25 protein-coding genes and 1 tRNA gene are annotated in these 24,236 nt (G+C 74.0%); 11 read left to right on the top strand and 15 right to left on the bottom strand.

Annotation, left to right across the window (positions count from 1 at the left end):
* Positions 1-489 carry a MarR family transcriptional regulator gene (locus ABZY20_RS16395; RefSeq protein WP_356442118.1) on the bottom strand — a complete coding sequence of 163 codons (489 nt, stop codon included), beginning with the start codon at positions 487-489 and terminating at the stop codon, positions 1-3.
* A 214-nt stretch (positions 490-703) separates the two neighbouring features.
* Between ABZY20_RS16395 and ABZY20_RS16400 the strand changes: the two genes are divergently transcribed.
* Positions 704-901, top strand: a complete 198-nt coding sequence (locus ABZY20_RS16400; RefSeq protein ID WP_356442120.1) for a hypothetical protein — start codon at positions 704-706, stop codon at positions 899-901.
* 293 nt (positions 902-1,194) lie between these two features.
* On the opposite strand, the gene ABZY20_RS16405 is transcribed toward ABZY20_RS16400, so the two are convergent.
* The 8 genes from ABZY20_RS16405 to ABZY20_RS16440 all read right to left on the bottom strand — a co-directional run bounded on the left by ABZY20_RS16405 (position 1,195) and on the right by ABZY20_RS16440 (position 5,784).
* On the bottom strand, positions 1,195-2,097 hold the full coding sequence (locus ABZY20_RS16405; RefSeq protein WP_356442122.1) for an RNA polymerase sigma factor SigF: 903 nt from the start codon (positions 2,095-2,097) through the stop codon (positions 1,195-1,197).
* A 268-nt stretch (positions 2,098-2,365) separates the two neighbouring features.
* Positions 2,366-3,223, bottom strand: a complete 858-nt coding sequence (locus ABZY20_RS16410) for an RNA polymerase sigma factor SigF (RefSeq protein WP_356442261.1) — start codon at positions 3,221-3,223, stop codon at positions 2,366-2,368.
* Between the two features lie 200 nt (positions 3,224-3,423).
* Positions 3,424-3,717 (bottom strand): Dabb family protein, encoded by a 294-nt coding sequence (locus ABZY20_RS16415; protein WP_356442123.1) that lies wholly within the window; start codon positions 3,715-3,717, stop codon positions 3,424-3,426.
* A complete protein-coding gene (locus ABZY20_RS16420) occupies positions 3,717-3,911 on the bottom strand; it encodes a hypothetical protein (RefSeq protein WP_356442276.1) in 195 nt (64 codons plus the stop codon). Before ABZY20_RS16420 ends, ABZY20_RS16415 begins: the two co-directional genes overlap by 1 nt.
* Before the next feature lie 148 nt (positions 3,912-4,059).
* A tRNA-Ser gene (locus tag ABZY20_RS16425) sits at positions 4,060-4,144 on the bottom strand.
* Positions 4,145-4,188: 44 nt separating this feature from the next.
* Positions 4,189-4,620 (bottom strand): tRNA adenosine(34) deaminase TadA, encoded by a 432-nt coding sequence (gene tadA, locus ABZY20_RS16430; protein ID WP_356442125.1) that lies wholly within the window; start codon positions 4,618-4,620, stop codon positions 4,189-4,191.
* Positions 4,621-4,676: 56 nt separating this feature from the next.
* Positions 4,677-5,216 (bottom strand): hypothetical protein, encoded by a 540-nt coding sequence (locus tag ABZY20_RS16435; protein WP_356442127.1) that lies wholly within the window; start codon positions 5,214-5,216, stop codon positions 4,677-4,679.
* A gap of 277 nt (positions 5,217-5,493) precedes the next feature.
* On the bottom strand, positions 5,494-5,784 hold the full coding sequence (locus tag ABZY20_RS16440) for a hypothetical protein (RefSeq protein ID WP_356442128.1): 291 nt from the start codon (positions 5,782-5,784) through the stop codon (positions 5,494-5,496).
* A gap of 132 nt (positions 5,785-5,916) precedes the next feature.
* Here ABZY20_RS16440 and upp point away from each other — a divergent pair, with 132 nt between their 5' ends.
* Positions 5,917-6,552, top strand: a complete 636-nt coding sequence (gene upp / locus ABZY20_RS16445; protein WP_356442130.1) for a uracil phosphoribosyltransferase — start codon at positions 5,917-5,919, stop codon at positions 6,550-6,552.
* Between the two features lie 116 nt (positions 6,553-6,668).
* Here upp and ABZY20_RS16450 read toward each other — a convergent pair whose 3' ends face one another.
* The 5 genes from ABZY20_RS16450 to ABZY20_RS16470 form a co-directional block, all read right to left on the bottom strand.
* A complete protein-coding gene (locus ABZY20_RS16450) occupies positions 6,669-7,283 on the bottom strand; it encodes a LytR C-terminal domain-containing protein (RefSeq protein ID WP_356442263.1) in 615 nt (204 codons plus the stop codon).
* 121 nt (positions 7,284-7,404) lie between these two features.
* Positions 7,405-7,701: a type II toxin-antitoxin system VapB family antitoxin gene (locus ABZY20_RS16455; RefSeq protein ID WP_004943146.1), complete on the bottom strand. Its 297-nt coding sequence runs from the start codon at positions 7,699-7,701 to the stop codon at positions 7,405-7,407.
* Between the two features lie 370 nt (positions 7,702-8,071).
* Positions 8,072-8,206, bottom strand: a complete 135-nt coding sequence (locus ABZY20_RS16460; protein WP_356442132.1) for a hypothetical protein — start codon at positions 8,204-8,206, stop codon at positions 8,072-8,074.
* A 54-nt stretch (positions 8,207-8,260) separates the two neighbouring features.
* The gene (locus ABZY20_RS16465; RefSeq protein ID WP_356442134.1) at positions 8,261-8,599 is read right to left on the bottom strand and encodes a hypothetical protein; all 339 of its coding nucleotides are present in this window, start codon (positions 8,597-8,599) and stop codon (positions 8,261-8,263) included.
* An 872-nt stretch (positions 8,600-9,471) separates the two neighbouring features.
* Positions 9,472-10,065 carry an HhH-GPD-type base excision DNA repair protein gene (locus ABZY20_RS16470; protein WP_356442136.1) on the bottom strand — a complete coding sequence of 198 codons (594 nt, stop codon included), beginning with the start codon at positions 10,063-10,065 and terminating at the stop codon, positions 9,472-9,474.
* A 138-nt stretch (positions 10,066-10,203) separates the two neighbouring features.
* On the opposite strand from ABZY20_RS16470, the gene ABZY20_RS16475 reads away from it, so the two are divergent.
* The 4 genes from ABZY20_RS16475 to ABZY20_RS16490 all read left to right on the top strand — a co-directional run bounded on the left by ABZY20_RS16475 (position 10,204) and on the right by ABZY20_RS16490 (position 15,570).
* The gene (locus ABZY20_RS16475) at positions 10,204-12,429 is read left to right on the top strand and encodes a penicillin acylase family protein (protein ID WP_356442265.1); all 2,226 of its coding nucleotides are present in this window, start codon (positions 10,204-10,206) and stop codon (positions 12,427-12,429) included.
* A complete protein-coding gene (locus ABZY20_RS16480; RefSeq protein WP_356442137.1) occupies positions 12,422-13,030 on the top strand; it encodes a GNAT family N-acetyltransferase in 609 nt (202 codons plus the stop codon). Before ABZY20_RS16475 ends, ABZY20_RS16480 begins: the two co-directional genes overlap by 8 nt.
* Positions 13,027-13,524, top strand: a complete 498-nt coding sequence (locus ABZY20_RS16485) for a cupin domain-containing protein (RefSeq protein WP_356442139.1) — start codon at positions 13,027-13,029, stop codon at positions 13,522-13,524. The genes ABZY20_RS16480 and ABZY20_RS16485 overlap by 4 nt, the downstream gene beginning before the upstream one ends.
* A gap of 144 nt (positions 13,525-13,668) precedes the next feature.
* Positions 13,669-15,570 carry a copper resistance protein CopC gene (locus ABZY20_RS16490; RefSeq protein ID WP_356442266.1) on the top strand — a complete coding sequence of 634 codons (1,902 nt, stop codon included), beginning with the start codon at positions 13,669-13,671 and terminating at the stop codon, positions 15,568-15,570.
* On the opposite strand, the gene ABZY20_RS16495 is transcribed toward ABZY20_RS16490, so the two are convergent.
* Positions 15,470-16,441: a DUF72 domain-containing protein gene (locus tag ABZY20_RS16495; protein ID WP_356442141.1), complete on the bottom strand. Its 972-nt coding sequence runs from the start codon at positions 16,439-16,441 to the stop codon at positions 15,470-15,472. The genes ABZY20_RS16490 and ABZY20_RS16495 overlap by 101 nt on opposite strands.
* A gap of 156 nt (positions 16,442-16,597) precedes the next feature.
* Between ABZY20_RS16495 and ABZY20_RS16500 the strand changes: the two genes are divergently transcribed.
* The 5 genes from ABZY20_RS16500 (at position 16,598) to ABZY20_RS16520 (ending at position 24,224) form a co-directional block, all read left to right on the top strand.
* Positions 16,598-19,081 carry a SpoIIE family protein phosphatase gene (locus ABZY20_RS16500; RefSeq protein WP_356442142.1) on the top strand — a complete coding sequence of 828 codons (2,484 nt, stop codon included), beginning with the start codon at positions 16,598-16,600 and terminating at the stop codon, positions 19,079-19,081.
* A gap of 14 nt (positions 19,082-19,095) precedes the next feature.
* The gene (locus tag ABZY20_RS16505; protein WP_356442143.1) at positions 19,096-19,548 is read left to right on the top strand and encodes a DUF4383 domain-containing protein; all 453 of its coding nucleotides are present in this window, start codon (positions 19,096-19,098) and stop codon (positions 19,546-19,548) included.
* Positions 19,549-19,582: 34 nt separating this feature from the next.
* Positions 19,583-20,050, top strand: coding sequence for an MSMEG_6728 family protein (locus ABZY20_RS16510; protein ID WP_356442144.1), 468 nt, complete (start codon positions 19,583-19,585; stop codon positions 20,048-20,050).
* Between the two features lie 122 nt (positions 20,051-20,172).
* Complete coding sequence (locus ABZY20_RS16515; protein WP_356442146.1) at positions 20,173-22,596, top strand: hypothetical protein; 2,424 nt, start codon at positions 20,173-20,175, stop codon at positions 22,594-22,596.
* 5 nt (positions 22,597-22,601) lie between these two features.
* Positions 22,602-24,224 (top strand): ABC transporter substrate-binding protein, encoded by a 1,623-nt coding sequence (locus tag ABZY20_RS16520; protein ID WP_356442147.1) that lies wholly within the window; start codon positions 22,602-22,604, stop codon positions 24,222-24,224.
* Positions 24,225-24,236 lie beyond the last annotated feature (12 nt).

The following is a 24,236-nucleotide window of genomic DNA, read 5'->3' on the forward strand; positions in this document are numbered from 1 at the left end:
TTACGTGCTTGCGGGTGTACGGGTGGTCTGTTCGGCAGCAACCGGTGCCGCCCGGGCCGCGGGCCGGCAGTCGAAGCTCTCCCGCAGCCGCGCCATCAGGCGGGTGAGCTGGCCGACCTCCTCGTCGGTCCAGTCGCTCAGGCGCTCGGCGAGGACCTCGGTGGTCCGCCGGGACAGCTCGTCGAGCTGTGCGTGGCCCGCGGGGGTGAGGCGCAGGATGCGGGAGCGCTTGTCCGCGGGGTCGGGGGAGCGTTCGATCCAGCCCCGGTCGACGACGTGCGCGACATGGCGGCTGGTGACCGACATGTCCACCGCGAGCAGCTCGGCGAGCTTGCTCATGCGCATGGCGCCGTGGCGGTCCAGCAGCGTCAGAACGGCCGCCGATCCGCCGGGGCAGTCGGCGGGCATGGTCCGCCCGAGCTCCCGCTTGACGGCGCCGAAGGCACTGAACTGGCGGACCAGCTCCTCGTACTGCGCCCTCCCGGCCACGACACCTCCCGCTTTGTTGCTTAGGGCAACCATAGAAGCCGTTGGTTGCTGCAGGCAAATAAAAAGGCGGGGTGCGGCGCCAAAACTTGGCAAAGGCAAGTATTGCGACAGTAAACGCGCAGGTCGCGAGCGCACTGATACGACCCGGAGGAGGCCATGCGGAATACCAACCCCCACTTGGGGAGCCCCGGCGTTTTCGCTAGGGTCTCGGGCCATGGCTAACAACCAGGCCCCGCAGGGCAATCACGACCCCGCCGGCAGCACCCAGATGTTCCGCGCGTTCGTCGACGAGGCGCCGCAGGGACGCCAGGCCGCGGCGACCGGCAGCAGCGGCCCCCGTGTCGGCCTCATCCTCGGCGTCGTCGTCGCCGTCGCGATCGTCGCGGCGGTGGCGTGGCTGGCGCTGGCGTAACAGGCGCGCGGCGTGCCTGGCGGCACGCATTGCCCGCAGCGGGGGCGGACCCGCACCCGCGCACGCACGGAAGGGGACGTGCCGGGGGGTGTCCGCCCGCAGCGGTCGGCGCGTCAACGCGAGTCAGCTGCTGGGCAACCCCATCGCGCCGATCCGAGGACGGACACCCCCCGGCGCGGCCCCGACCCACACCCCGCCGAAAGGCGCGACGCGCACCCCCACCCACACGGCACAGGCCGCCGCAGGCACCCGACCCGCGACGGCCTGCAACGGCCAACGGCCTGCGGCAGCGGTCAGTCCGAGATCAGACCTTCCCGCAGCTGCGCCAGCGTCCGCGTCAGCAGCCGTGAGACGTGCATCTGCGAGATGCCGACCTCCTCGCCGATCTGCGACTGCGTCATGTTCGCGAAGAACCGCAGCATGATGATCCGCCGCTCGCGGGGCGGCAGTTTGGCCAGCAGCGGCTTCAGGGACTCGCGGTACTCCACGCCCTCCAGGGCCGTGTCCTCGTACCCCAGACGGTCCGCCAGTGACCCCTCGCCGCCGTCGTCCTCCGGCGCCGGCGAGTCCAGCGAGGACGCCGTGTAGGCGTTCCCGACGGCCAGGCCGTCCACCACGTCCTCCTCGGACACCCCGAGCACGGTGGCGAGTTCGGTGACCGTGGGCGAGCGGTCCAGCTTCTGCGAGAGCTCGTCGCTGGCCTTGGTCAGCGCCAGCCGCAGCTCCTGGAGGCGCCGCGGCACCCGCACCGACCAGGACGTGTCGCGGAAGAACCGCTTGATCTCCCCGACCACCGTCGGCATCGCGAACGTCGGGAACTCCACGCCCCGTTCGCAGTCGAACCGGTCGATCGCCTTGATCAGCCCGATCGTGCCGACCTGGACGATGTCCTCCATCGGCTCGTTCCGGGAGCGGAACCGCGCCGCGGCGTACCGCACCAACGGCAGGTTCAGCTCGATCAGTGTGTCCCGGACGTAGGCACGTTCGGGGCTGTCCTCGTCGAGCGCGGCCAGGCGCAGGAACAGGGAGCGGGACAGGGTGCGGGTGTCGATGGCGCCCGCGGTCGGAAGAACCGGGACGGGCTCGGCCGCCAGGGCCGGGACGTCATCGATGGGGCCGAGTGAGTCGAGAGCATGGGGAGCTGTCTCGCTCTCCGCGAGCGTGAGCACCTTCGAGCTGCCCTGTTCTGCGGACATGCCACCCCCTTTGGGTCGCGGGACGGTCGCGGCGAACGCCCCCGTCTGAGGAACGCAGCCTTCACCTGAATACCGGAGCCGAAGCCCCGGCAAACGCGCTTCACGCAGAATGTCACATGTCGGCAACACGCTGTAGTGACATGTCGACATCTGAGACGCGAATCAGCCCTGCAAACAAGGGGTCTGACGGGTTGTCGGCCCCGAACTGTCGGCAACCGCCCTGATGAGCGATTCCCTCCCGCCGGTGACCTCTCGCTCGCGTTTGCGGTTACGCGTCGATGCGGTTCGCAGACCGCAATCGCTGGAAACTACGCGCGAGTAGCCGCGACACGTGCATCTGCGAGACGCCGAGCTCCGCACTGATCTGGGACTGCGTGAGGTTGCTGTAGTAGCGCAGCAGCAGGATCCGCTGCTCCCGCTCGGGCAGCTGTACGAGCAGGTGCCGGACGAGGTCCCGGTGCTCCACGCCGTCCAGCGCGGGATCCTCGTAGCCGAGCCGGTCCAGGAGTCCGGGCAGTCCGTCGCCCTCCTGCGCGGCCTCCAGGGAGGTCGCGTGGTACGAGCGCCCGGCCTCGATGCAGGACAGCACCTCGTCCTCGGTGATGCGCAGCCGCTCGGCGATCTCCGCGGTGGTCGGGGTACGGCCGAGGGAGGTCATCAGGTCCTCGGTGGCGCTGTTGACCTGGACCCACAGCTCGTGCAGCCGGCGCGGCACGTGGACCGTCCGGACGTTGTCGCGGAAGTACCGCTTGATCTCACCGACGACGGTCGGCATCGCGAACGTCGGGAACTGCACGCCCCGGTCCGGGTCGAAGCGGTCGATGGCGTTGATCAGCCCGATGGTGCCGACCTGGACGACGTCCTCCATCGGCTCGTTGCGGGAGCGGAAGCGGGCGGCCGCGTAGCGCACGAGCGGGAGGTTCGCCTCGATGAGCGCCCCGCGCACGCGGTCGTGCTCCGGCGTGCCCGGCTGCAGTTCCTTGAGCTGGGCGAACAGCACCTGAGTGAGGGCGCGCGTGTCCGCGCCGCGGCTCCGCTGCGGAGTGGCTTCCGGGGTGGCTTTCTGGGTGGCTTCCGGGGTGGGCGCCTGTGGGGACGGTGCCTGAGGTGGGGTACTCGCCAGCACGGTCAACTCCACCTCGTCATCGTCAACTCAACGACCGCCTCTTCCATCAAAAGCGGTCATAGCATCACAAGACATGTGCACTGTGTGCAAGCACCCCATAACTACGTGTTGAGGAATGAATGGCCCACAAATCACCCCGGGCATCAGAAGAGCCCCCTGTCGCAGTGACAGGGGGCCCGCGCCGGCCCGGGCGGCCGGTCTCAGAACTCGTAGTCCGCGATCACCCAGGTGGCGAACTCCCGCCACAGCGCGACGCCGGCCTGGTGGTCGGGGTGCTCCACGTACCGCCGCAGCGCCTGGACGTCGTCGAAGGCCGAGTTGATGGCGAAGTCGTAGGCGATGGGACGGTCGCTGATGTTCCAGCCGAGCTCCCAGTGGCGCAGCTCGGGGATCGTGCCTTCGAGGGCGCGGAAGGCCTCGACGCCCCGCACGACCCGGGGGTCGTCGCGTTCGACGCCCTCGGCGAGCTTGAAGAGGACCAGGTGGCGGATCATCACTCTCCTCCGTTGGCGACCCAGGTGGCGAAGTCGCCGAGCGCCTGCGCGGCGTCCGAAATGCCCTGGAAGCCTATCTGCACGTAGCCGGTGGCCTTGTCGGGATCGGTAATGATCACGTACGCCACGAAGACGACAAGGACGTAGACGGCGACCTTCTTCGCCTGCACCGCCATCGCGGCCTCCCCAGTCACTGGTGTCCCATGCAGCGCACATGATCGCACGAAGCGCCGATCACCCGAAGGGGCCGACCGCACGAAGGACCCGACCGCACGAAAGGCGCACGCGGGACGCACGCCGGACGCACGAAGGGCCCCGTCTTGCGACGGGGCCCTTCTCAAGCGGTAGCGGAGGGATTTGAACCCTCGGTGACTTGCGCCACACTCGCTTTCGAGGCGAGCTCCTTCGGCCGCTCGGACACGCTACCGAGGGAGACCTTACAGCAAGGAGCCGCATGCTTTGAAATCGGATTCAGCGACCCCGGAAGAACTCGGTGAGCTGCAGGGCGCACTCCTCGGCGAGCACGCCCTCGATCACCTCGGGCCGGTGGTTGAGGCGGCGGTCGCGGACGAGGTCCCAGAGGGATCCGGCCGCGCCGGCCTTCTCGTCGCGGGCGCCGTAGACCAGCCGGTCGACGCGGGACTGCTGGATCGCGCCCGCGCACATCGTGCAGGGCTCCAGGGTGACCACGAGCGTGCAGCCGGCGAGCCGCCACTGCCCGAGCGCCGCCGCGGCCCGGCGGAGGGCCAGGACCTCCGCGTGGGCCGTCGGATCGCCGCCGGCCTCGCGTTCGTTGTGCCCGGAGGCGAGCACCGTCGTGCCGTCCTGCGCCAGGACCACGGCGCCCACGGGGACGTCCCCGCCCCGGACGGCCTCGGCGGCCTCGTCCAGGGCGAGTCGCATCGCGGGCCGCCAGGGGTCCCGTACCGGGTCCGGCGGTCCTGGGACGGAGCGAGCGGTCAGCGGACGGTCTCCAGGGTCTCCGAGGCGCCGAGCGACTCGGCGATCTCGGTGACGGCGTCCGTCGACATGGAGAGCAGTTCCTTCTCGCTCACGCCGAGGTCGTCGAGGATCAGGGCGTCCCCGACCGGGCCGTGCGGCACGGCCTCGGCCGAGGCCGCGGGCCCGTCCCCGTCGTCGTCGCTCTCGTCGTCGTCGGACTCGCCGTCCTCGGTGCCGTCGAGGTCGAGGGCGTCCAGGTCGTCCCCGTCGTCCGGATCCCGGCCGAGCAGTTCGTCGGTGAGCAGGATCTCGCCGTAGCTGCTGCGGGCAGCGGCGGCGGCGTCCGAGACGTAGATACGAGGGTCGTCCTCGCCGTCCACGCGGACGACGCCGAACCAGGCGTCCTCCTGCTCGATCAGCACGAGCACCGTGTCCTCGTCGGGGGAGGCTTCACGGGCCAGGTCGGCCAGATCCGACAGGGTTTCCACATCGTCGAGCTCTGTATCGCTCGCTTCCCACCCGTCTTCGGTGCGCGCGAGCAGTGCGGCGAAGTACACCGTGACTCTCCCACTGGTCTGAGGCGTGCCGGTCGGGGGGTCCCCCCGGCGGAGGTTGCGGACGGGGACTGCTCCTCCGAGCCCCGCCCACTCGGAATCGTGGCAGAAACAAGGCGTTCAGGGGACGTCTTCGGCTCCCTGTGTCTGCACGCGTGCTGGCACGCTCGTTGCCGCCACCTGCGGATCGTACGCGGCTTTGCCCTGCTCCACGCACGGTCACCCGCGAAGAGATCCTCCGCAGTTCGTGATCTTCCCCGGGCGTTTCCCCACCTGTTTCCTACCAGCGGAAGGTGCGCATGCGCATCGCGTGGCGCAGCCGGGCCGTCTTGGCACGGCGCGGCTGGACGCGGTCGCGCAGCTCGCGGGCCTCGGCCAGGTCGCGCAGGAAGCGGGCGCGGCGCCTGCGGCGCTCGGCGTCGGACTCGTCCGCGCCGGCGGGGCCGCCGGCCAGCCCGGCCGGCGGGGCCGTCCGGTCGCGCGCGGCCGTCCGGGCCGTCTGGTCACTCTCCGGGTCCGCCCCCGGCCGTACGCGCGGTGACGGATCGTCTCGGGTCTCCCGGTCGGGCATCAGGTTCACCACCCCCAGTCCGTCTCTCCCACCTTCCCCCGGACGGGCCGTTTGACGCCTGCGAACGGGGGGCGAGGGGGAGAAGGGCTTGCCGTGCGGCCGGGGTCATCGGGCCCGGTTACTGTTGTGGACATGCGTCTCCACGTCGTCGACCACCCCCTGGTCGCCCACAAGCTCACCACGCTGCGCGACCAGCGCACCGACTCCGCGACCTTCCGCCGTCTCGCCGACGAGCTGGTCACCCTGCTCGCCTACGAGGCCACGCGTGACGTGCGCACCGAACAGGTCGACATCCAGACGCCGGTGGCCGCGACCACGGGTGTGAAGCTGTCCCACCCGCGTCCGCTGGTGGTGCCGATCCTGCGGGCCGGCCTCGGCATGCTGGACGGCATGGTCCGGCTGCTGCCGACCGCCGAGGTGGGCTTCCTCGGCATGATCCGCAACGAGGAGACGCTGCAGGCGTCCACGTACGCCACGCGCATGCCGGAGGACCTGTCGGGCCGTCAGGTGTACGTGCTCGACCCGATGCTCGCCACGGGCGGCACGCTGGTCGCGGCGATCCAGGAGCTGATCCGGCGCGGCGCCGACGACGTGACCGCCGTGGTGCTGCTGGCCGCGCCGGAGGGCGTCGAGATCATGGAGCGCGAGCTGGCGGGCACACCGGTGACGGTCGTGACGGCTTCCGTCGACGAGCGTCTGAACGAGCACGGCTACATCGTCCCGGGCCTGGGCGACGCGGGGGACCGCATGTACGGGGCGGCCGAGTAGGTTCCCGTTCCCCGTTCCCTGTTCCCCGTCCTCCGGGGTCGTGGGGTTCCACGACCCCCCAGGGCTCGACGACGTCCGGGTCCCCCTGTTCGCGGTCCTGTTCGCGGGGGACCGGGTCAGCAGCTCTTCTTGGTGGTCGGCGCCGGCTCGGGCTTGGTCAGCCGGGTCAGGGCCCGGTCGGCGTCCGGCTTCTTCGCCAGGTCCTTGAAGCCGTCCCCGATGACGAGGTCCACGGTGGCGCCCTTGCGGGCCGCCTCGGTGCGCCGCTCTGCGCCCGGGAGCTGCGTGCCGAGCACGGGCAGCGTGGTGTCGAGGGCGGCGGCGGGGCCGAGCAGTACGCCGGGGCCCTTGACCTTCTTGTCGTACTCCTCGGTCGCGTTGCCCACGTCGCCGATCTTGAAGCCGCGCTTCTTCAGCTCGTCGGCGGTCTTCTTCGCCAGTCCGCTGCGCGTGGTGGCGTTGAGGACGTTGACCGTGATGGTGCGCGGCTCGGGCAGGGGCTGGGCGCGGGGCGAGGGGCTCGCCTTCGTCCGGGGCGCGCAGTCCTTGCCGCCGGCCGCGGAGGCCTCGCTCTCGCCGCCGGTGAAGACGTCGACGAGCTGCAGCGTGCCCCAGCCGGCCACGCCCAGCGCCACGACCGCGGCGGTGGCCAGGACGACGAGCCTGCCGCGCCGCCTGGGCCGGCGCATCCGGGGATACCTGTTGCCCGTGATGCGGTATTTACCGCCCATGCCGGGGGGAGTCAGCATGCTCATGAACGCAGCGTAGTGCGCCTGAGCGATGATGCCTACTAGATGATCATTCGACGTCGCCCAGTGGAACCCGAAAGGGTCAACCCGTGACGTGTGGGGATCAGTCGAGCTCGAGTACGCGCGCGTGCAGCACCTGACGCTGCTGGAGCGCCGCCCGTACCGCGCGGTGCAGGCCGTCCTCCAGGTAGAGGTCGCCCTGCCACTTCACGACGTGCGCGAAGAGGTCGCCGTAGAACGTCGAGTCCTCGGCGAGGAGCGTCTCCAGGTCGAGCTGCTGCTTCGTCGTCACGAGCTGATCGAGGCGGACCGGGCGCGGCGCGACGTCCGCCCACTGCCGGGTGCTTTCCCGGCCGTGGTCGGGGTACGGCCGGCCGTTTCCGATGCGCTTGAAGATCACACGGAAAGCCTACCGGTCAAGACGTTCCGGGCGCAGCCATGGCGGCGCAGTACGACGCCGAAAAAAACCCCGCAAGGTGGTACGAACCGGGAACAGGGGCGTGAATGTCCCGGACCGTGCGACCGTCCCGTCGCTCCCCGTGTCCGACGTGTCGGCCCTCGTCGCCGCCGGGTCCCGGGAGGCCCGGGGGATCGCCTGCGCGGCGTCCCGGGAGCCGGTCGGCAGGACCGTGCCTCTGATTCGCCCGAAAGGATGAGGTGCCGTTGTGGACGCCGGTCGCTGCGCGGTGCGGCGCGCGAGACGCGGCTCGGCGCGGCGTCCGCGTCCGGGGCGGCGGAGGCGCTGTCCGGTCACCTCCGCCGCGGGCGGGTCACTCGCGGGCGCGATTCCTGACGGGCTGCTGTTCGCGCCTGTCCGGCTCGGGCCGGGACGGCTGCTTGGGGGCGTTGCGGGCGGCCTCGGCGCGCAGCAGGGCGCGCAGGACCGCGTACGGGTCTTCGAGCATGGCGGTGTCGTTCCTTCTGTTCCGTACGGGACTGGGGGACCGGTGGGGGTCCGCTCAGCAGCGCAGGACCTCGGAACGCAGGGGGCGGGGGTCGCGCGGCGGGCCCGTCGGCACGGACACGGGCGCGGGGAGCCGCGTGGTGGACGCCGGCCCGCGGTTCGGGACGGGGCGCAGCGGGACGGCCGCGCGGCGGGCGCCCCGGGCCTGCGGGCGCAGGGCGGTGTCGAAGACGTCGTACTCGACGGCCGTGCTCTCACCGGAGACGGCGGCCGTCGGACCCGTGTACGCCGCGGCGTGCGCGCCGGGCACGAGGAGGGCGAGCAGCAGGACGAGCACCCGCAGCCAGGTCTTCCGGCGCGGGGCGCGGGGGACCGGCTGCGGTGCGGGGATCACGGGAGGTCACTCCCCGCCGTCGGCGCGCCGTTCATCCCGTTCGCGCGGAGATCCGCCCGCTCGGCGTACGGCGCCGCGGGAGGCGCGGGAGGCGCGGGAGGCGCGGGAGGCGCGGGGCGCGCGGGGGTCGCTGGGGTCGCTGGGGTCCGGCCAGGGCGAGGGATCCGGCGGGTGGCTCGCCGGGGGCCGGCTCGTGGAGTGCGGCTTGCGGCGCGCGGAGGGGGGCGGGGGCGGCCACGGGGACGAGGACGGGGACGGGCTTTGCGGGTCCCGGGGCCAGGTCTCCCGGGGGCCGGGCGGTGGTGTGCGGTCGCGCCGGTCCCCCTGGCCCGAACCCTGGCCCGGGCCCTGGGGCGCCTGCGGGTCGCGCGGCCAGCGTTCGGGGGCTCCGGAGGGCTCCGGAGGGACCGGGGGTGGGTGACCGTGCCGTTCGTGGGTGCGCGGACCGTCCGGTCCCGGGCCCTGGCGGACGGGAGGTTCCAGACCCAAGGGCTCGCGCTCGCGGTCGGTGTCGTGCTCATGGTCCCGGGGGGAGCCGCTCGGTGGCTCGGTCATGGTCCATGCTGGGAACGAGCCGGAGGGATCCGCCATTCGGGGCGGGCCAGGAGACTGACGGCTGGGGGGCGTTGGGGAGGGCGGCGAGGTGGCCGAGGGGTGTCACCGGGAGGGCTGCAACGCGGCGGGCCGGCTGTGATGTGGGCCTGCGGCCTCAAGGGTCCCTGCCTTTGTGATGCGTTCGCTGAGCCACGGGCCCCCTGCGGCAGGGACGCGCGGCTACGTCAGGGATGTGCTGCGCCATGGACAGCCACGGACGGGCCAACGCCCCGGCCGCGTCCACACCCCCGGTTCACCCCGCCCCGGGACCCCCAGGGCTACCGGTCACTCGCCTTCGCCGCCTTCGCCGCTGCCTTCATCTCCTGCTTGTGGGCGCGGACCTTGGCCAGGGAGTCGGGGCCGGTGATGTCGGCGACCGAGCGGAAGGACCGCGGCTCGCCGTAGGAGCCCGCCGCCTCGCGCCAGCCGGCCGGCTGCACGCCGAGCTGCTTGCCGAGGAGGGCGAGGAAGATCTGCGCCTTCTGCTTGCCGAAGCCCGGCAGCTCGGCCAGGCGCTTCAGCAGCTCCTTGCCGGTCTCGGCGTCCCTCCAGACGGCCTCGGCGTCACCGTCGTAGTGCTCGACGAGGTACTGGCACAGCTGCTGGATCCGCTTGGCCATGGAGCCCGGGTAGCGGTGCACGGCCGGCTTCTGTGCGAGCAGCGCGGCGAAGGCCTCCGGCTCGTGCGCGGCGATCTCGTGCGCGTCCAGGTCGTCGGTGCCCAGGCGCCCGGCGATCGTGGCCGGGCCCTTGAACGCCCACTCCATCGGGATCTGCTGGTCCAGCAGCATGCCGACCAGCGCGGCGAGCGGGCTGCGGCCGAGCAGCGCGTCGGCCTCGGGGTCCTGGGCGAGGTGCAGGGTGACGTCCATGCCCCGATCATCCCTCGCGGCGGTCGGGGCCGCGCCTGGAGCAGGCCCCGCCCCCAGCCTCCCCGCGCGCTCCTCCCTCACGTACGATTTCGCCCGATTGGCTTAGGCAAGGCTAACCTAAAAGAAATGGGGCGCAGCGTGGCCACCGAGATCTACCGTGACGCCTGGGGCATTCCGCATCTGCGCGCGGGCAGCGCGACGGAACTCGCCCACGCGCAGGGCCTCGTCACCGCCCGCGACCGGGCCTGGCAGCTGGAGGTCGAGCGCCACCGGGCGCAGGGCACCTCGGCGTCCTTCCTCGGTGAGAGCGCCCTGGCCTGGGACGCGTTCGCGAGACGGGCCCGGCTCGACGACACGGCGAGACGGTGCTTCGCGCACCTGGAGAGACAGGACCCCGAGACGGCGCGGTGGGTGCGGGCGTACGCCGACGGGGTCGGCGCCGGGCTGGCGGAAGCGGCCGCCACCGCGCCCGAGTTCGCCCGCACCCGGCTCACGCCCGGGCGGTGGCAGCCCTGGACCCCGCTCGGCGTCTGGCTCGCCACGCACATCCTCTTCGCCGGGTTCCCGGCCAAGCTCTGGCGCGAGCAGGTCGCCGCCCACCTCGGCGCGGACGCGATCGGCCTGTTCGCCGCCGACGGCCCCGGCACCTCCGGCAGCAACGGCTGGCTGGTGAGCGGCGAGCGGACCGTCACCGGGCAGGCCGTCATCGCCGGCGACCCGCACCGCTTCATCGAGGACCCAGGCGTCTACCAGCAGATCCACCTGTCCTGCCCGGAGTTCGACGTCGTCGGCCTCGCCGTACCCGGCGTCCCCGGCATCGCCCACTTCGGGCACACCGGCACGGTCGCCTGGGCCATCACCAACGCCATGGCGGACTACCAGGACCTGTACCGGGAGCGGCTGCGGCGCACCGGGGCCGGGGTGGAGGCGCTGGACCCGGACGGGGTGTGGCGCCCGGCCGCCCGGCACACGGAGGTCGTGGAGGTGGCGGGCCGGGACCCGGTCGAGATCGAGGTGATCGAGACCGCCAGGGGGCCGGTGGTCATCGGGGGGCCCGAGGGGACCGGGCTCGACGGTGATCCAGGCTGTTCGGTGGATCCGGTGGATCCGGTGGATCTGGTGGATCTGGTGGATCTGATGGATCCGGTGGATCCGGTGGATCCGGTGGACCGGGGGGACCAGGTGGATCCGGTGGTCCCGTTGGATCCGGTGGACCCGATGGGCCCGTTGGACGCCATCGCCCTCCGCTACCCGCCCCGCGTCACCGCCGACCTCGGCTTCGGTGCCCTGCTGCCGTTGCTGCGGGCCCGGCGGGTCGAGGACGTGGACCGGGCGTTCGAGCGCTGGGCCGAGCCGGTGAACGTCGTGCTGGCCGCCGACACCGAGGGCGGAGTCCTGCACCGCGTGGCCGGGCGGGTGCCGTCGCGGGCCCGGGACAACCGGCTGCGGCTGGTGCCCGCGTGGGAGCCCGGGCACGACTGGCACGGCTGGGACGAGACCCCGCGCGCCGGGCTGACCGACGGCGTCGCCGTCATGGCCAACCAGCGCGGCCCGGCCGGGCCGCTCGGCGTCGAGTTCGCCCCGCCCCACCGCCACGACCGCATCGCCGCGCTGCTCGCCGGCCGGGAGCGCTGGTCCGCCGCCGGGATGCCGGCCGTCCACACGGACACCCACCTCGCCTCCGCGTCCGCCCTCCTGGACCGGCTGCGCGGCCTCGGCGGCCTCAGCCCCGAGGCGACGGCGATCAGGGACCGGCTCCTCGCCTGGGACCGCCGCATGGACGCCGACAGCGCCGACGCGGCCCTCTACGCGGCGGTGCGCGGCGCGGTCGTACGGGAGCTCGCGGCGCACCCGGCGTTCGCCGCGCTCCGCACCCCGCCGCCGTGCCCCGAGGTGTTCCGGCCCTGGCTCGCCCTGCTCCCACGCGTGGGCTTCGCCCTCGAACACCTGCTGCGAGCCGAGGAGCTGTACGGCGTCGACCGCCCGGCGGCGGTCCGCGCGGCGCTCGAGGAGGTGGCGCTGCGGCCCCCCGCCGGGGTCTGGGGCGACACGCACCGGCTCGCCCCCTGGCGGGCGCTGGAGCCGGAGGGCCCGGACGGCGAGCCGGCCCTGGCCGGCGACCACGACTGCGTGCTGTGCACCTCGGGCGTGCCCGGCCTCACCGACCTGGCCGCCCGCGGTCCCGCCGCCCGCTACGTCTGGGACCTGGCCCGGCGTGAGGACAGCCGCTGGGTCGTCCCGTTCGGCGCCTCGGGCGTCCCGGGCACGCCCCACCACCGCGACCAGCTCCCCCTGTGGCTCGGGGGAGACCTCGTCCCGGTCGTCACCGACTGGGCCCTGCTGACGAAGGAGACCGATGTCTGACCCGTACGCCTCCCGCACCGCCGTCCACGAGCGGGTGACCGGCCCCTTCGGCACCGTCCGCGTCCTGCCGCTCGACCCGGAGGCCGACGCCGGGGTGGTGCACCGCTGGGTGAGGGAGGAGCGGGCCGTGTTCTGGGGCATGACCGGCCTGACCGAGCGGCAGGTCGCCGAGGTCTACGCCCACATGGACACGCTCACCACCCACCACGCCTTCCTCCTCGTCCGGGACGGCGAGCCGGCCGGCCTGCTGCAGACCTACGAGCCGGAGGCGGACCGCGTGAGCGAGTGCTACGCGGTCCGCCCCGGCGACATCGGCATCCACCTGCTGCTCGCCCCCGCCGGCCCGGACGGCCCGCGGCACGGCTGGACGGCCGGTCTGATGGCGGTCGTCGCCGAGTACGTCCTGGGGGCCCTGGGGCGCCGCCGGGTCGTGGTCGACCCGGACGTCCGCAACGAGAAGGCGGTCGACCGCTTCCTCGGGCTCGGCTTCACGGCCGGGCCGGTGGTCGTCCTGCCGGAGATCGACCTGCCGGACGTGTACCTCCCGCGGAAGCGGGCCCAGCTCGCCTTCCTGGAACGGGGGATACCCTTCCCCGCGTGACGCCCGAGGACCTCATCGCGCACTACGGCCTGGAGCCCATTCCCCACGAGGGCGGACTGTTCCGCCAGACCTGGGCCGGGCCCGGACGCCCGGACGGCCGACCGGAGGGCACGGCGATCGTCGCCCTGCTCACGGCGGACGACTTCTCGGCCCTGCACCGCCTGCCCACGGACGAGATCTGGCACTTCTACCTGGGCGACCCGCTGGAGCTGCTCCTGCTCGCCCTGGACGGAAGCGCGCGGACGGTGGTGCTGGGGCCGGGCGTGATGCGGGGCGAGCACGTCCAGTTCACGGTCCCGGCGGGCACGTGGATGGGCGGCCGGGTGAGCGCGGGCGGCTCCTGGACCCTGTTCGGCTGCACGATGGCCCCCGGCTTCACGTTCGAGGGCTACGAGCACGGCGACGCGGCCGCCCTGACGGCCCGCTACCCGGCGGAGGCGGACCGGATCGCCGTGCTGTCCCGGCCCGTCGAGCCGCCCCCCGCCGACCGCTGAGCGCCGTACGCGTCCCCGCTGAGCACCGCGCGGATCCCGTCCGTACATAACCCGGAGCCGCACAGCCAGACACCGGAGAACCACGTGGACCCACGGCGGAACGAGGATCGCGATGTCGGACACCCCCGGCGCTTCCAGGCCCTGGTGCTGCTCGGCGCCGTGCTGGTACTGCTCCTCGGCCAAGCCGCGCCCGCCTCGGCCCACGCCGCCCTCCGCTCCACCGACCCCGGCGACGGATCCCTCGTCCAGCGGGCCCCCCGCCACCTCACCCTGACCTTCACGGAGTCGGTGGGCCTGCTCGACGACTCCTTCCGGGTCTTCGGGCCGGACCAGCGCCGGGTCCGCACCGGCGAGGCCGCGCACGCGGACGGCCGCGCCGACACGGCCAGGGCCGCCCTGCCCGGCAAGCTCGCCCGGGGCACGTACACCGTGGCCTGGCGGGTGGTGTCGGCCGACAGCCACCCCGTCTCCGGGGTCTTCACCTTCTCCGTGGGGAAGCGGTCCGCGACCACCGCCCAGGTCGACACCGGCCCCGCCGAGGACCCGCTGACCGACGGCCTGAACGACGCGGCCCGCTACCTGGCCTACCTCGCCTACGCGCTGCTGGTCGGCGCGGCGGCGTTCGCCCTGCTGTGCCGGCCGGCGGACACCTCCGCCCTGCGCAGGCCCCTGGTGTGGGCCTGGTGGGCGCTGCTCGGCTCCACGGCCGCCCTGCTCCTGCTGCGGGCCCCCTACGAGGCGGGCGCCGGACCGGGCGCGGCCTTCGACACCGCCGCCCTGGCCCGCACCCTGGACAGCCGCCCGGGCTGGGCCCTGCTGGCACGGCTGGTGCTCCTGGTGCCGGCCGCCTTCTTCCTGGTACGGCTGGCGAAGCGCGGCGTCCCGAGGCGGCCCGCCGTGCTCGCGACCGGCACCGGCCTGGCCGTCGCCCTCGCGCTGACCTGGGCGGCGGCCGAGCACGCCTCCGCCGGGATCCAGGTGCCGCTGGCGATGACGTCGTCCGTGGCGCACCTGCTGGCGACGGGCGTCTGGCTGGGCGGGCTGGTGGCGCTGCTGGCGACGCTGCGCGGCGCGTCCGCGGACTCCCTGACGGAGGTCGTGCCGCGCTTCTCGCGGATCGCCTTCACGGCGGTGACCGTCCTGGCCGTCACCGGCCTCTACCAGTCCTGGCGCGGGCTCGGCTCCCTCGACGCCCTGACCGGCACCTCGTACGGCAGGCTGCTGCTCGGCAAACTCGCCACGGTGACCGCGCTGCTGATGGCGGCCGGGTACTCCCGCCGCTGGACGGCGCGGATCGCGGCACCGGCGGCGGCCGTCCGCACCGCCGTGCCGGAACGGGTCCCGCAGCCGGTCGGCGCACCCCTGGTGAAGCCGGAGGGCCCCGGCGCGCCCGCGGACGAGGCCACCGCCCCGGACGGCGTGTCCGACACAGGCGGCGCGTCCGAGCCCGGAGGCGCGTCCGAGCCCGGAGGCGCGTCCGAGCCGGGAGGTGCGGATACCGCGGCCGGTGCGGATGACACGGCCGGTGCGGTCGACACGGGCGGCGCGGACGCGCGGCGTCGCTCGCTGCGCCGCTCCGTCCTCGTCGAGGTCGCCGTCGCCGCCGTCGTGCTGCTGATCACGACCGTCCTCACCGGCACCCTGCCCGGCCGCGCGCAGGCCGAGGCGGCCCGGCAGGCCCCGGCGGGCACGCTGCCGCCCGTCACGCAGGTCATGGTCCCCTTCGACACGGGCGCGGACACCCTCGCCGGCCGCGGCAGGGTGCAGGTCACCGTGGACCCGGCCCGGGTCGGCCTCAACGGCGTCCAGGCGGTGGTCTACGGCGCCGACACGGGTCTGATCGTCGTCCCCGAGGTGCGCGTCACCTTCAGCCTGCCCTCCCGCGGGATCGGCCCGGTCGACGCCCGGCTCGAGGACGTGGGCGGCTACTGGGGTGCCAACTCCGTCAACCTGCCGCTGGCCGGGACCTGGACGATGAAGACGACCGTGCGGGTGTCGGACGTGGACCAGGTGACGGTGGCGAAGCGGGTGCGGATCGCGCCCTAGGCAGCTTCGCGGCCGCCGGTGCGGCGTCGGCGCCCAGGAGCCGGGTCATGCGCTCGGCGGCGCTCACGGCCGCGTCGCCGCAGCAGTTGTTGAACAGGACGTGCACCTGGTCCGTCCGCTCGGCCAGCGCGCGCACCCGGGGCAGCCACTCGGCGAGTTCGTCCTCGCCGTACACGTGCCGGAAGCGGTCCTCCTTGCTGCCGGCGCCCCAGGCGGCGCTGCGGCCGTGGAACCGGACGACGGACAGCCGGGGCGAGGTCACGGGCGTCACCGGCGGCAGGGAGGACGGCAGGTCCGGGTGCATGTCGACGGCGACTGCGGCCATGCCGTACCGGGCGAGCAGCGCGCGGGTCGCCTCGGAGCGCTCCGGCTCCCACCACGACCGGTGGCGGAACTCCACGGCGAGGGCCCAGCCGCGGGTGCGCTCGGCGCACGCGTGCAGGAACTCCTCCGCCCGCTGCCCGGGCCGGAACCACGGCGGGAACTGGAACAGCACTCTCCCGAGCCGCCCGGCCCGCCGCAGCGGCTCGACGCCCGCGGCGAACCGGGCCCACACCTCGTCCAGCACGGCCGGGGCCCGGTGGTCGGGCGGCAGCCCGTCCGGCAGCGCCGCCTCCCGGGTCGGGTGCCCGGTCAGCAGGGAGAACGCCTTCACGTCGAACACGAACCCGTCCGGTGTCCGCTCGGCCCACAGCCGGCTGTTCCGCTCGCTCGGCAGCGCGTAGTACGAGGCGTCGACCTCGACGACCGGGAACCGCTCGGCGTAGTGCCGTAAGCGCCCCTCGGCGTCCCGCCGCCCCGGCGGATACCAGCCGGCGGCGACCAGCGCCCGGTCGGTCCAGGAACACGTGCCCACGAGGATCTCGCCCATGGGGAAGCGGGTGCCCCGGGCCCGGCGGCGGCAGGCCTCGCTTCTCGACGGGGCGGCCAGAGGGCGGTAATACCGGTTCGAATCAGGGTAAGCAGGTGTTAGTCGACCATTCCGGGGCACAGGGGCGAAAACCCTGCGAGAGCGAGATGACCGCACATGGACCAGCCCGTCACCGTCGGCCGGGCCGGCCGGTCGCACGGAGCAGCCCCCGAAGCCGAACTCGACGCTCTCGTCGGCGAAGCGCTCACCGCCCGCGTCACCCTCGACGAGCACGGCACGGTGAGCGGCTGGAACGCGGGCGCCGAGCGGCTTCTCGGGTACACGGCCGAGGAGATGACCGGCCGCCCCGCCGCGGATCTGCTGGCCGAGCCGATCCCCGTGCGCGGCGGTATGCCCGCCCTGGCCGGGCTGCCCCGGTGGAGCGGCGACGTCGCGCTCCGGCACCGCGACGGCCGCAAGCTGACGGTCCCCCTGCTCGCCCACCACCGCGCACCCGGCACCGGCGCCGACGCCTGGCTCGTCCTCTCCGCCCTGACCGGACGGCGGCCCCCCACCGACCTCGACGAGTCCCTGGTGAGCTGGAGCTTCGCCCAGTCCCCGTGCTGTGCCCTCGCGATCTACGACACCCGGCTCCGGCTGCTGCTGGCCAACGCCGACATGGAACGCGCCACCGCGCTCACCGAGGAGGAGATGCAGGGCCTGCGCGTGTCGGAGATCATGGACGACGACTCCGGGCGCCAGGCGGAACGCGGCATGGCCCGGGTGCTGCGGACCGGCGAACCGCAGTACCAGGAGAACTACCTGCGCGCCCCGGGCGAGGAGCACGAGCACGCCTGGTCGGTCTTCATGTGGGCCCTGCGCGACCAGGAGCACACCGTCCGCGGCGTCTGCCTGACCGCGCACGACATGACGGAGCAGTTCTGGGCCCGCAAGCGGCTGCAGCTGATCGCGGAGGCCGGCCGGCGCATCGGCAGCACGCTCGACGTCACGCGCACCGCCCAGGAGCTGGCCGACGTGACCGTCCCGGCCCTGGCCGACTTCGTCAGCGTCGACCTGCTGGCCGCGCTGGAGGACGGACCCGAACCGCCCGCTGCCGCCCAGGCCGTACCGGCCGAGGGGCCGGTGCCGCTGCGCCGGGTCGCCCTGCGGTCCGTCATCCCGGGTGCGCCGGAGTCGGCCGTTGAGGCGGGCCGGCTGGACTCCTACCCGGCGGGCTCGGCGCCTTTCGAGAGCCTGCGCACCGGGCAGCCGACCGTGTACGAGTCGAACGACCCGATGCTCACCGCGTGGCTGGCCCGCGACCCCGCCCGCGCCGCCCGCTTCCGGGCGTACGACATCCACTCGGTGATGTCCGTGCCGCTGGCCGCGCGCGGCACGACCCTGGGCGTCGTCTTCCTGTTCCGGCACCGCAACCCCGCGCCGTTCCGCCACGACGACCTGATCCTCGCCAGGGAGCTGGCCGCCCGGGCGGCCGTCAGCATCGACAACGCCCGCCGCTACACCCGCGAGCGCGCCACCGCGGTGACCCTCCAGCGCAGCCTGCTGCCGCAGCGGCTGCCGCGGCAGGCGGCGGTCGAGGTGGCGTCCCGCTACCTCCCGGCCGGCGGGCACGCCGGCGTCGGCGGGGACTGGTTCGACGTCATCCCCCTCTCCGGGGCCAGGGTGGCGCTGGTCGTCGGCGACGTCGTCGGCCACGGCCTGCACGCCTCGGCGACCATGGGCCGGCTGCGCACGGCCGTGCGCACCCTCGCCGACATCGATCTGCCGTCCGACGAGCTGCTGACGCACCTGGACGACATGGTGGCCCGGCTGAACACGGAGGACGACGAGACCGGGGCGGCACCGGCGGCCGTGGAGGGGTCCGGCGACGTCGGCGCCACCTGCCTCTACGCCGTCTACGACCCGGTCTCCCGGCGCTGCAGCTTCTCCAGGGCCGGGCATCCCGTGCCTGCCGTGGTGCGCCCCGGCGGCACCGCCGAGCTGGTCGGCGTCCCGTCCGCGCCGCCCCTCGGCGTCGGCGGCCTGCCCTACGAGGCCACCGAGATCGAACTGCCCGAGGGCAGCCTGCTCGCCCTCTACACCAACGGCCTGATCGAGACCCCCGACCACGACCTGGACGCCGGTGTCAGCAGGCTGCGGGAGGCCCTCGCCCGCCCGGCGCCCTCGCTGGACGCCCTGTGCGACCGGGTGCTCACCGAGCTGCTGCCGCAGCGCCCGGCCGACGACGTGGCCCTGCTCATCGCCCGCACCCGCGCCCTCGGCGCCGACCGGGTCGCCACCTGGTCGATGCCCGCCGACCCCTCCGTGGTCGCGCAGGCCCGCAAGGACGTGGTGGCGCAGCTGCAGCGGTGGGGGCTGTCCGAGGCGGTGTTCGTCACGGAGCTGGTCGTCAGTGAGCTGGTCACCAACGCCATCCGGCACGCCCGGCCGCCGATTCAGCTGCGCCTGATCCACGACACCACCCTCATCTGCGAGGTCTCCGACGGCGGCAGCACCGCCCCCCACCTGCGCCGGGCCCGCAGTTTCGACGAGGGCGGCCGCGGCCTGCTCCTGGTGGCGCAGCTGACCGCGCGCTGGGGCACCCGCCAGACCGCCACGGGCAAGACCATCTGGGCGGAACAGCCGCTGCCCCCGGCGTGAGGGCGGCACCGGTCATGCCCCTCCTCGCCACCGAGCCGCCCGTCCGCGCCCCCGTCCAGCGGGCGGCGCTGCTGGTGGGAGCCGTCCTGTCGGTGCTCGGTGTGCTGGGCTTCGTGCCCGGCGTCACCACCGGCTACGGCGCGATGGAGTTCGCCTCCCACGAGTCGGGCGCCGAGCTGCTGGGCGTGTTCCAGGTGTCGGTCCTGCACAACCTGCTGCACCTGGCCTACGGCCTGGCGGGTGTGGCCCTGGCCCGCACACCGTCCGCCGCGTACACCTACCTGCTGGTCGGCGGCGCCGGCTACCTGGTGCTGTGGTCCTACGGGCTGTCCGTCGGCCAGGACAGCGACGCCAACTTCGTCCCCGTCGACGCCGCGGACGACTGGCTGCACCTCGTGCTGGGCGTCACCATGATCGGTCTCGCCCTCGTCCTCGGCCGGAGTTCCACCCGCACGGGCGCACGCTGAGCGCGGGCGCACGCCGAAGGGGCACAGACACCGCATGCAGACCTTCCTCCCCTACTCCGACTTCCGGGAGTCCGCCCTGGCCCTGGACCGCCGCCGCCTCGGCAAACAGCGGGTCGAGACGCTGCAGGTCCTGCGGGGGCTGATCGTGCCCGGCTACGGCTGGCGGCGGCACCCGGCCGTACGGATGTGGACCGGCTACGAGGAGGCACTCGTCCGCTACGGCCTGGAGATCTGCCGGGTCTGGCGGGAACAGGGCCACCAGGACAGCTGCGCGGCCACCCTCGTCGCCGACCTGGCCGCCACCCGGCCCCACGCCCCGGTCCGCGACCAGGCGGACCTCGCCGCCGAGGGCGAGCTCCCGCCCTGGCTGGGCGACGCCCCCTTCCACCGCAGCCACCGCTCGGCCCTCGTCCGCAAGGACCCGGACACCTACGGGGAGCGGTTCCCCGGGGTGCCGGACGACCTGCCCTACGTCTGGCCGGCCTCGGACCGGACCGCCTAGTCACCTCCCCCAACTCCCGCCCGCGCAGCACCCGTTGTCGACCGGGCCGTTCCGTGTTCCACTGGATCTTTTCCGGCACATCGGTCACCGGTTCGGGCGGGCGGACACTCCATGGGGGAAGAGTGTGTGAGGAACTGGGGTTCGACAGACTCCTCGACGACGAGGGTTTCTTCGCACGGCTGTTCGGGCGGGCGCCGTCGGGAGCCGGGCGGGAGCCGCTGTACGGTCCCGACCTCCCGGTCGTGCTGCTCACCGGCGGCCCGGGCATGGGCAAGGGCCGGCTGCTGCGCGCCGTGCGGGACCGGTTCGCCGCCAAGGTGCCGGTGATCCACCTGGACTGCGCCTCCCCGGTGTACGCCGACCGCGCGGACCCGGAACCCGGCGCCCGCTCCGCCGCGACCGAGGCCCTGGTCGAGGCGGCCCGGCGGCTGCGCACCTGGCAGGGCACGGGCGGCGCGTTCGCCTTCCCCCGCCTCTTCACCGGCCTCGCCATGATCGCGACCGGTGTCGCGCCGGGCACGCCCGCGGCGGTCGCCACGGAGGCCGAACGCTACGAGGACCTGCCCCAGAAGCACCGGGTGCGCGGCCTGGGCGGCGGCGACTTCTGGCGGGGCGTGCTGCGCGGCGCCATCCGCAACCTGCTGACGACCCTGTCCGGGCAGGCCCTCGACCCGTACTCGGCGGCCCTCGGCAACGCCCTCCTGGACGCCCTCTTCGAGCGCGCGGCCCCACGGGGCAGGGCGGAACTGGAACGGCTCTACGGCGCCTATCCCGGCGCGGGCGGCCAGCCCCGGATCGGCCTGCGCATCCTCGCCGCCGACTTCCGGGCCGGCGGCGAGGCACGCGAGGTCGCGGAGAGCTTCCTCTTCCGGGCCCTGCGCGAGGACCTGGAGACGGCCTACGCCTCGCCCTCCGGCTGGCTCCGCAGGGTCGGCCGCCCCGGCCTGCTGCTGGACCACGCCGAGTCGCCCCTGGGCGAGCGGCTGCTGCGCGCCGTCCTCACCGACCGCCGGGCCGGGCAGCGCGACCGCGTGGTGATCGTCGGCACCGCCCGCCGCTTCGACGGCGGCGCGTTCCTGCACGGCGGCCTGCCGCCCGAGGAGGCCGCACCCCCGGCCGAGTACCGGCCCGCGGACGGCGCCCCGCCCGCCTGGTCCCGCCGCGCCGACGAGGCCGCCGACCGGGCGCCCCTGGCCGACGGCGTGCTCCTGCTGCGGATGCCGCCGCTCACCGGCGACCAGCTCCGCCGGGAGACCGTGCGAAGACAGCAGCGCGCCGAGCCCGAGGGCGGCACGAACCGGCGCCGGATCGACGCCGCCGTGGCCCGGCTGAGCGGCGGCCGCCCGCACACGGTGATCCGCCTGGCCGCCGCCGCGTCCGCCTTCCGCATGCCGGCCGACGCCAACGACCGGGCCCTCCTGGACGCGCCCCTGCGCCTGACCGGCGACGACAGCCCCGAACGCCCCGTGGCCGAGGTGCTGTTACGGGAACTGATCCTCGACCAGCTGCCCGTCCGGCTCCCGGACGAGCACCACGCCCACTGGCTCGACCTCCTCACGCACCTGTCGGTGGCGCACGACAGCGAGTGCGCCGACGTCCTGCTCCGCCACCACCAGGCGGGCCACGTCCACCGGCTGACCGCGCACCACGTCTCGCGGCTCCTCACCGACACCGGGTGGCCCGCCTGCGAACGCCACTTCATCGGCGACTTCGGGCTCCGGCAGCTCCTGGTGCACCGGCTGTACGGCCTGCGGCCCGGCGGCGCGGCCTGGTACGCCGACCATCATCTGCTGCGCGACCACTACGCGCGCCGGGCGGCGGCCGAGCAGGAGAGGGCGGGGGACGACGGCGTACGGACCGGGGGCGCGCGGGGCGACGGCGTGGCCGGCGAGGGCGCCCGGCGCGCGGGCGCGGGCGGCGGCGTACGGGGCGAGGGCCACCGGGGCGCGGGCGCGGGCGTACGGGGCGGCCACCAGGGCGTGCCGGGTCCGGACGGTCGGGGCGAGGGCCACCGGGGTGCGCCGGGTCCGGACGGTCGGGGCGAGGGACCACCGGGTGAGGGCACCGGGGTCGGCGGTGACGGCGTGCGGGCCGGCGGGGCCTTCCGGTCGCTGACCACCCACCGCATGAACCACCACCTGGTCTCCGGCGGCGCCGACGACGTCGTCTCCCACCTCGCGGCCACCCTCCCCGGCCGCCCCGGCGCCTGGTGCGCGGAACTGCTGGAGATCGCCCAGGCCCCCTACCCGGGCGGGGCGGACGCCCGGCGCGAACGGGCCCAGGGCCTGGTCCCGCTGGACGGCCCGCCGCTGCGCCGCACGGTCGACCAGCTGCTGCACGCGGTGTGGCTCTGCGAGGAGCGGACCAGACCGACCGGCAAGGAGACCGCCCGCACGCTGGCCAAGCTCCTGGACCTGCTGTCGATCATGGACTTCGAGGGCGCCGGCCGGCTCAGCAGGACGGCGACGGACTGGAGCGCCCTGGCCGAGAACGAGCAGCCCCTGCTGCGCTGCACCTGCACCGAACAGCTCCGCAGAAGGAGATGACGGGCATGCCGAGATGGAAGAAGATCCTCTACGCGCTGCTGGGCGCGGTGGTGCTGGTCGCGGGCGTCGCGCTCACCACCTCCCTGATCCACAGGCCGGACACCTGCGCCGACGGCGTCGAACGGATCGAGGGCGAGTGCGTCGGCGTCAACGGCGAGGGCTACGACTTCGGCACCCCGGAGATCGCCGGGGTGGCCCGGGCCATCGCCCGCGAGAACCGCAGGATCGAGAAGCAGCCGCACGTCACGGTGGCGATGATGCTGCCGCTGCAGTCGGACCGCGAGGCGCTGCGCCGGCAGATGCGCAGTGATCTCCAGGGCGCCTACCTGGGCCAGCGGCAGGCCAACGCGGGCGAGGGCGAACCCCCGAAGATCCGGCTGGTCCTGGCCAACCCCGGCCGGGACTACGGCCGTCAGGAGAAGGTCGTCGACACCCTGCTGCGGATGGCCGACTCGCCCGAGGACCGCCTGCGCGCCGTCACCGGCTTCAACCTCAGCCTCGCGGCCACCGAGGCGGCCGTCCGGCGCCTCACCGAGCACAAGGTCCCGGTGCTCGCCGCCCGGATCAGCGGGGACCGGATCGCGAACCAGGACCGGGCGGACGGCATGGCCCGGCTCCGCTTCCCCGGGCTGGCCCGCATCCTGCCCACCAACAACGACGCGGCCCGGGCCCTCGCCGACTTCAACGGCGAGCGGGGACGCCAGAACCTCAAGACGGTCCTCGTCTACGACAAGCGCCCCGACGGCTACAACGAGTCGCTGGCCCGGGCGTTCAGCCGGGTCGAGGAGAAGGGCCCGGCCGGTCCCGCCGCGATGTCCTTCGAGTCCCCGGCCATCGACGAGGCGGGCTCCACCGGCAACCAGTTCACCCAGACCGCCAACAACATCTGCGACTCCGAGGCCGACACGGTCTACTTCGCGGGCCGCACCCTCCACCTGCGCCTCTTCGCGCTGAAGCTCGCCCAGGTGGGCTGCGACGACCGCCACTACACGATCATCAGCGGCTCCGACGCGGCCTCGCTGCGCCAGGCCATGACGGAGCGGGACTGGGAGCGGCTGCGCGGCGACGACGGCCGTCCGAAGGTCACCGTCCAGTACGCGGCCCCGGCCCACCCCGACGCCTGGACGACGGAACTGCGGTCCTGGACGGCGCGGTGGGCGAAGACGCACGGCGGCAGCCCCCGGCCCCGGGACCTCCCCCAGTACCTCACCGAACCCAAGGCGGCCCTGGACGTGCTGCGCGGCCAGATCACCGCGACCCGGCGCGAGGGCATCGACCTGGGCTCCGTGCCGAACCTGGAGGACTCCCGCACGATGCTGGTCTACGACGGCCTCCTCACCATCGGCAAGGCCCTCCACCAGGCCCAGCAGGGCGCCCCGGACAGCACGGTCCCCACCCGCGAGGACGTGGGCCGGCAGTGGTCCCTGCTCCACTCCCGCCACCGGGTCCAGGGCACCAGCGGCCTCATCTGCCTCACCACCGGCGGCAACCCCTACGACAAGCCGGCCGCGATCGTCGAACTCGACCCCGGCCGCGAGGGCCGGGGCACGCTGAAGTTCGTCGGCCTGGGCTGGCCGACGGGCAGGGAACAGCCGAAGAACTGCGTGATCCCGAGCAGCACGCCGTGAGCGCCCGCCGGC

This window comes from Streptomyces sp. NPDC006624 (assembly GCF_040611555.1).
Classification (GTDB): domain Bacteria; phylum Actinomycetota; class Actinomycetes; order Streptomycetales; family Streptomycetaceae; genus Streptomyces.

Excerpts from the sequence above, each read along its gene's own strand:
- ABZY20_RS16400 (WP_356442120.1), top strand. The coding sequence starts at position 704 with ATGGCTAACAACCAGGCCCCGCAGGGCAATCACGACCCCGCCGGCAGC.
- ABZY20_RS16405 (WP_356442122.1), bottom strand. The coding sequence starts at position 2,097 with ATGTCCGCAGAACAGGGCAGCTCGAAGGTGCTCACGCTCGCGGAGAGC.
- ABZY20_RS16415 (WP_356442123.1), bottom strand. The coding sequence starts at position 3,717 with ATGATCCGCCACCTGGTCCTCTTCAAGCTCGCCGAGGGCGTCGAACGC.
- tadA (WP_356442125.1), bottom strand. The coding sequence starts at position 4,620 with ATGCGACTCGCCCTGGACGAGGCCGCCGAGGCCGTCCGGGGCGGGGAC.
- ABZY20_RS16440 (WP_356442128.1), bottom strand. The coding sequence starts at position 5,784 with ATGCCCGACCGGGAGACCCGAGACGATCCGTCACCGCGCGTACGGCCG.
- upp (WP_356442130.1), top strand. The coding sequence starts at position 5,917 with ATGCGTCTCCACGTCGTCGACCACCCCCTGGTCGCCCACAAGCTCACC.
- ABZY20_RS16450 (WP_356442263.1), bottom strand. The coding sequence starts at position 7,283 with ATGGGCGGTAAATACCGCATCACGGGCAACAGGTATCCCCGGATGCGC.
- ABZY20_RS16460 (WP_356442132.1), bottom strand. The coding sequence starts at position 8,206 with ATGCTCGAAGACCCGTACGCGGTCCTGCGCGCCCTGCTGCGCGCCGAG.
- ABZY20_RS16470 (WP_356442136.1), bottom strand. The coding sequence starts at position 10,065 with ATGGACGTCACCCTGCACCTCGCCCAGGACCCCGAGGCCGACGCGCTG.
- ABZY20_RS16480 (WP_356442137.1), top strand. The coding sequence starts at position 12,422 with ATGTCTGACCCGTACGCCTCCCGCACCGCCGTCCACGAGCGGGTGACC.
- ABZY20_RS16495 (WP_356442141.1), bottom strand. The coding sequence starts at position 16,441 with ATGGGCGAGATCCTCGTGGGCACGTGTTCCTGGACCGACCGGGCGCTG.
- ABZY20_RS16500 (WP_356442142.1), top strand. The coding sequence starts at position 16,598 with ATGGACCAGCCCGTCACCGTCGGCCGGGCCGGCCGGTCGCACGGAGCA.
- ABZY20_RS16505 (WP_356442143.1), top strand. The coding sequence starts at position 19,096 with ATGCCCCTCCTCGCCACCGAGCCGCCCGTCCGCGCCCCCGTCCAGCGG.
- ABZY20_RS16510 (WP_356442144.1), top strand. The coding sequence starts at position 19,583 with ATGCAGACCTTCCTCCCCTACTCCGACTTCCGGGAGTCCGCCCTGGCC.
- ABZY20_RS16520 (WP_356442147.1), top strand. The coding sequence starts at position 22,602 with ATGCCGAGATGGAAGAAGATCCTCTACGCGCTGCTGGGCGCGGTGGTG.